This window comes from Cupriavidus basilensis, from assembly GCF_029335485.1.
In the GTDB taxonomy this organism is placed as follows: Bacteria; Pseudomonadota; Gammaproteobacteria; order Burkholderiales; family Burkholderiaceae; genus Cupriavidus; species Cupriavidus basilensis_E.
This window is the reverse complement of record NZ_JARJLM010000164.1, coordinates 1-5,608: the sequence shown is the minus strand read 5'-3', so window position 1 is coordinate 5,608 and position 5,608 is coordinate 1. Positions and strand designations below refer to the sequence as shown.

The 5,608-nt window shown below is 63.9% G+C and carries 4 protein-coding genes; 2 read left to right on the top strand and 2 right to left on the bottom strand.

What is annotated here, in order from left to right; all coding sequences use genetic code 11:
- Together P3W85_RS10055 and cyoA are read right to left on the bottom strand one after the other, a co-directional pair.
- Nucleotides 1–1,603 (bottom strand): cbb3-type cytochrome c oxidase subunit I (locus tag P3W85_RS10055; RefSeq protein ID WP_276264685.1); only part of this gene is annotated, 1,603 nt, incomplete at its 3' end.
- Nucleotides 1,604–1,611: 8 nt separating this feature from the next.
- Nucleotides 1,612–2,580, bottom strand: a complete 969-nt coding sequence (cyoA, locus tag P3W85_RS10050; protein WP_035813107.1) for a ubiquinol oxidase subunit II — start codon at nucleotides 2,578–2,580, stop codon at nucleotides 1,612–1,614.
- Nucleotides 2,581–3,249: 669 nt separating this feature from the next.
- Here cyoA and P3W85_RS10045 point away from each other — a divergent pair.
- Nucleotides 3,250–4,215, top strand: coding sequence for an aliphatic sulfonate ABC transporter substrate-binding protein (locus P3W85_RS10045; RefSeq protein ID WP_276264684.1), 966 nt, complete (start codon nucleotides 3,250–3,252; stop codon nucleotides 4,213–4,215).
- Between the two features lie 107 nt (nucleotides 4,216–4,322).
- A complete protein-coding gene (locus P3W85_RS10040) occupies nucleotides 4,323–5,597 on the top strand; it encodes an O-acetylhomoserine aminocarboxypropyltransferase/cysteine synthase family protein (protein ID WP_276264683.1) in 1,275 nt (424 codons plus the stop codon).
- Nucleotides 5,598–5,608 lie beyond the last annotated feature (11 nt).

Sequence of the window (5,608 nt, the reverse complement as noted above, 5' to 3'; positions counted from 1 at the left end):
CCCAGGGATCGCCGGTGACGTCGCGCAGTTCATTGCGGCGGCGCACGCTGACCACGATCTGCAGGACCTGGAACACGATGCCGAGGCCAACGAAGAGCGCGCCAACCACGGCCACGTACAGGTACGGGTTCCACGCCGGGTTATCGGTGTGGTTCAGGCGACGGGTCATGCCCATGAAGCCCAGCGCGTACAGCGGCATGAAGGCCAGGTAGAAACCGATGATCCAGCACCAGAACGCGCACTTGCCCAGGCGCTCGTCGAGCTTGAAGCCGAAGGCCTTGGGGAACCAGTAGGTGATGCCGGCCAGGTAGCCGAACAGCACGCCGCCGATGATCACGTTGTGGAAGTGGGCAATCAGGAACAGGCTGTTATGCAGCACGAAGTCAGCCGCCGGCACTGCCATCAGCACGCCGGTCATGCCGCCGATCACGAAGGTGACCATGAAGCCCAGCGTCCACAGCACGGGCGTGGTCATCTGCACGCGGCCGCGGTACATGGTGAACAGCCAGTTGAAGATCTTCACCCCGGTCGGGATGGAGATGATCATCGTGGTGATGCCGAAGAACGCGTTGACGTTGGCACCCGAACCCATGGTGAAGAAGTGGTGCAGCCAGACCAGGAACGACAGCACCATGATGGCGCTGGTCGCATAGACCATGCCCTTGTAGCCGAACAGCTTCTTGCCCGAGAACGTCGAGATGATTTCCGAGAAGATACCGAACGCCGGCAGGATCAGGATGTACACCTCGGGGTGGCCCCAGATCCAGATCAGGTTCACGTACATCATGGCGTTGCCGCCCATCTCGTTCGTGAAGAAGTGCATGCCCAGGTAGCGGTCAAGGCCCAGCAGGCCCAGCGTGACGGTCAGCACCGGGAAAGCGGCGATGATCAGCACGTTGGTGCACAGCGCGGTCCAGGTGAACACCGGCATGCGCATCAGGGTCATGCCCGGGGCGCGCATCTTGAGGATGGTCACCAGGAAGTTGACGCCGGTCAGCAAGGTGCCCAGGCCCGAGATCTGCAAGCTCCAGAGGTAGTAATCCACCCCCACGCCAGGGCTGTACGCGATCCCCGACAGCGGCGGATAAGCCAGCCAGCCGGTACGCGCGAACTCGCCGACGCCCAGCGACACGTTGACCAGCATCGCGCCGGCCACGAACAGCCAGAAGCTCAGCGTGTTGAGGAAGGGGAACGCCACGTCGCGCGCGCCGATCTGCAGCGGCACGACCAGGTTCATCAGGCCCGTCATCAGCGGCATGGCCACGAAGAAGATCATGATCACGCCGTGGGCGGTGAAGATCTGGTCGTAGTGCTCGGGCGGCAGGATGCCCGGCGCGCCATTGGTGGACAGCGCCAGCTGGGTACGCATCATGACGGCATCGGCGAAGCCGCGCAGCAGCATGATCAGTGCAACCACCGAATACATGATGCCGATCTTCTTATGGTCCACCGAGGTGAACCACTCGCTCCACAGCCATTTCCACTTGCCGAAATAGGTGATCAGGGCGAATAAGCCCAAGCCACCCAGGGCCACCATCGACAACGTGCCCATGATGATGGGCTCGTGGAACGGGATGGCATCCAAACTCAATTTGCCAAACATCTTAACTCCTAGGAATTCGAGCCCGGCGCCGGCGTAGCGGGCGCGGCCATGGACACCTCCTGGCTCACGCCAAGGGTGTTGCGCGAGGTGCAGACAGGACCGAACGAGGTGCCGTTACCGGCGATCGCGCCGCCTGCGCCGTCCATGTACTTGTGCAGGATGCCGTGGTACAGCTGCGGATCGACCTTGGCGTAGAGCGCCACGGGATTCTTCTCGCTCGGCTTGGCCAGTTCGCTGTAGTCGGCCAGGGTGAGCTGGCTGGACGAGGCGCGGACCTGCTTGACCCATTGTTCGAAGTCGTAGTTGGAGACTGCCTTGGCCTTGAACTTCATGCCGGAGAAGCCGCCACCGCTGTAGTTGGCGGACATGCCGTCAAAGGTGCCGTTCTCGTTGGCGATCAGGTGCAGCTTGGTCTCCATGCCCGCCATCGCATACACCTGGCTGCCCAGTTGCGGGATGAAGAAGGAGTTCATGATCGAATCGGACGTGATCTTGAAGTTCACCGGGGTGTTGGCCGGGAACGCGATCTCGTTGACCGTGGCGATGCCCAGGTCCGGATAGATGAACAGCCACTTCCAGTTCAGCGCTACCGCCTCGATCGTGACGGGCTTGACGTTGGATTCGATGGGCTTGTACGGGTCCAGGTCGTGCGAGGACTTCCACGTGATGATGCCCAGCACCAGGATGATCAGGCAGGGGATCAGCCAGACCACCACTTCGATACCGGTGGAGTGCGACCAGTCCGGCTCGTAGCGGGCCGACTTGTTGCTGGCGCGGTACTTCCAGGCGAAGGTGAAGACCAGCACGATCACCGGCACCACGACGAGCAGCATCAGCCAGGTCGCGATCAGGATGATGTTTTTCTCGTCGATGCCGATCTGGCCCTTCGGATCTAGCACGGTCATGTTGCATCCGGCCAGCAACAGGCCGGCGCAGGGCAGTAACCGCGTCCAACGCGGAAGTCTGGGTATCTTCATGTCACGACTGGTTTAGTTGGCCACGGTACGGCATGCGGCGCAGTTTCACTGCCTGATGCGGGCGCAAGAGGCGGGCTTAAAGGCTTAAGGCTGGGGAAATCTTGATCAAGCTGCCTGCGCGCCGGGCGAAGCGCCAATCAGGGGCAGGCTGGCTTGGTCCTTATCGGACGGATCGTTGTGGGACAGCGGTGGTCCGCACAGGAAGATGTTTGCGTGGCGACGCCCGATCTGTCTGCCCGAGGGGCAAACGGGGTATCTGGGTGAGGGTCTCGGTACGTCTGACATCGTGGCGCGAAATCTACCGCAACGCAGCATAGAGGGTAAACCCGTGATGTTGAACACACTGTTCATAAAATCGGACAATGCAGCTTCCCCTCGCATCGCACTGCCAACAACATGCATTCCGGGAACAATTCTGACTGCGGCAAGGTGTCGCAGGGGTGTGCGCGCTTGAAATCGCCTGGGGCGAACACGGCATCGTTGCCGCGCGATCCGACCAGGGGCCAATGCGGTTTTCCATGCGGTTGGGTGCCTTGCGGCCAGGCTGCACCCCGGTTCGTACTATCCAAATGCAATAAGCTTCCTTCCCCTCCTTGCGCGATTTCGTAACCATAGGTGCCACTTGCCAAACCCCAAACCGGGGTCCAAGACCCCTCCCGGAGAAATCGCATGCATTCCTTCCGCCACTGGCTGCCTGCCGCTGGCCGCGCCCTTGCTGTCGCGGTGCTGTCCTGGTCCGCCGCCGGCCATGCCGAGCAGGCGGTACGCGTCGGCTACCAGAAAGCCGGCCTGCTGGCCGTGCTCAAGGCCCAGGGCTCGCTGGAGAAGAAGCTCGCGCCGCTGGGCTACAAGGTGGAGTGGAAGGAATTCCCTGCCGGCCCGCAGTTGCTGGAGGCGCTCAACGCCGGCAGCGTCGACTTCGGCTACACCGGGGCGCCGCCGGCGGTGTTCGCCCAGGCCGCGCGCGCCAGCTTCGTCTATGTGGGCGCAGAGCCCGGCGGTAGGACCAATGAGGCACTGTTCGTGCTCGATAAGTCACCCGTGCGCAGCGTGGCCGATCTGAAGGGCAAGCGCGTCGCGCTGCAGAAGGGCTCCAGTTCCAACTACCTGCTGGTGCAACTGCTCAGGAAGCATGGCCTGAGCTTGCAGGATATCCAGCCGATCTACCTGCCGCCGGCCGATGCGCGGGCCGCCTTCGAGAGCGGCAGCGTGGACGCCTGGGTGGTCTGGGACCCGTACTACGCGCTGGCGCAGAAAGCGCTGAAGGTACGCACCATCGCCGACTATGAAGGCGTGCCCTCCCCGTTCAACTTCTACGAAGCCGGCAACGGCTTCGTCAAGACCCAGCCGCAGATCGTCAACGCCATCCTCGAACAGTTGCGCGCCACCGGCCTTTGGGTGGTGAAGAACCCCGCCGAGACGGCCGCGCTGCTGGCGCCCGCCGTGGGCCTGGAGGTCCCGGTGGTGGAGGCCTGGCTCAAGCGCGTGCCCTATGGCGCGACGCCGGTCACGCCGGAGGTGGTCGCCAGCCAGCAGCAGGTGGCCGACCTGTTCCACCAGCAAAAGCTGATCCCGGCCCCGATCAAGGTGAGGGACAACGTCTGGCAGGCAAGCTTCCCGCTGGCCAGCCAGTAAGCGGACAGGCAGCGGACCGGTGCGGCCCGCTGCCGTGACAGGCGGGAGCCACGACTGCTACCATGCCCGCTCCTGAGTACCCTTCCAACAAGAAGAAAGCAGACATCATGAAAATCGAGACAATCGCCGTCCACGGCGGCTATTCCCCGGATCCCACCACGCGTGCCGTTGCCGTGCCGATCTACCAGACCGTTGCCTATGCGTTCGACAACGCGCAGCATGGCGCCGACCTGTTCGATCTCAAGGTGCCCGGCAATATCTACAGCCGCATCATGAACCCCACCAACGACGTCCTCGAGCAGCGCCTGGCCGCGCTCGAAGGCGGCGTGGGCGCGCTGGCGCTGGCGTCCGGCATGGCGGCTATCACCTATGCCATCCAGACCATCGCCGAGGCGGGCGACAACATCATCTCGGCCAGCCAGCTGTATGGCGGCACCTACAACCTGTTCGCGCACACCCTGCCGCTGTCGGGCATCGAGACCCGCTTTGCCGACGGCCGCAACCCCGCCGCCTTCGGCGACCTGGTGGACGAGCGCACCAAGGCGATCTTCGTCGAGTCGGTGGGTAACCCGCTGGGCAATATCGTCGACATCGAAGCCATCGCCAAGGTGGCGCACAGCCACGGCATTCCGCTGATCGTCGACAACACCGTGCCCTCGCCCTACCTGTGCCGGCCCTTCGAGCATGGCGCCGACATCGTCGTGCACTCGCTCACCAAATACCTGGGCGGCCACGGCAACAGCGTGGGCGGCGCCATCGTCGACAGCGGCAAGTTCCCCTGGGCCGAGCACAAGGCGCGCTTCAAGCGCCTGAACGAACCCGATGTGTCCTACCACGGCGTGGTCTATACCGAAGCGCTGGGCGCAGCCGCCTACATCGGCCGCGCGCGCGTGGTGCCGCTGCGCAATACCGGCGCCGCGCTGTCGCCTTTCAATGCCTTCCTGATCTTGCAGGGCATCGAGACGCTGGCGCTGCGCCTGGACCGCATCACCGAGAATGCGCTTGCCGTGGCACGCCACCTGAAGGCCAGCCCCAAGGTGGAATGGGTCAACTTCGCCGGCCTGCCCGAGCATCCCGACCACGCGCTGGTGCAGCGCTACCTGGGCGGACGCGGCCCGGGCATCCTGTCGTTCGGCCTGAAGAGCGGCGGCCGCGAAGCCGGCGCGCGCTTCCTCGATGCGCTGCAGCTGTTCACGCGCCTGGTCAATATCGGCGACGCCAAGTCGCTGGCGACGCATCCGGCCTCCACCACGCACCGCCAGCTCGACGCGGCCGAACTGAAAGCGGCCGGCGTCAGCGAGGACATGGTGCGCCTGTCGATCGGCATCGAGCATATCGACGACCTGCTGGAAGACCTGGAGCGCGCGCTGGCCGCGGCCTGAGGCGCGGCTGG

Excerpts from the sequence above, each read along its gene's own strand:
- cyoA (WP_035813107.1), bottom strand. The coding sequence starts at position 2,580 with ATGAAGATACCCAGACTTCCGCGTTGGACGCGGTTACTGCCCTGCGCC.
- P3W85_RS10045 (WP_276264684.1), top strand. The coding sequence starts at position 3,250 with ATGCATTCCTTCCGCCACTGGCTGCCTGCCGCTGGCCGCGCCCTTGCT.
- P3W85_RS10040 (WP_276264683.1), top strand. The coding sequence starts at position 4,323 with ATGAAAATCGAGACAATCGCCGTCCACGGCGGCTATTCCCCGGATCCC.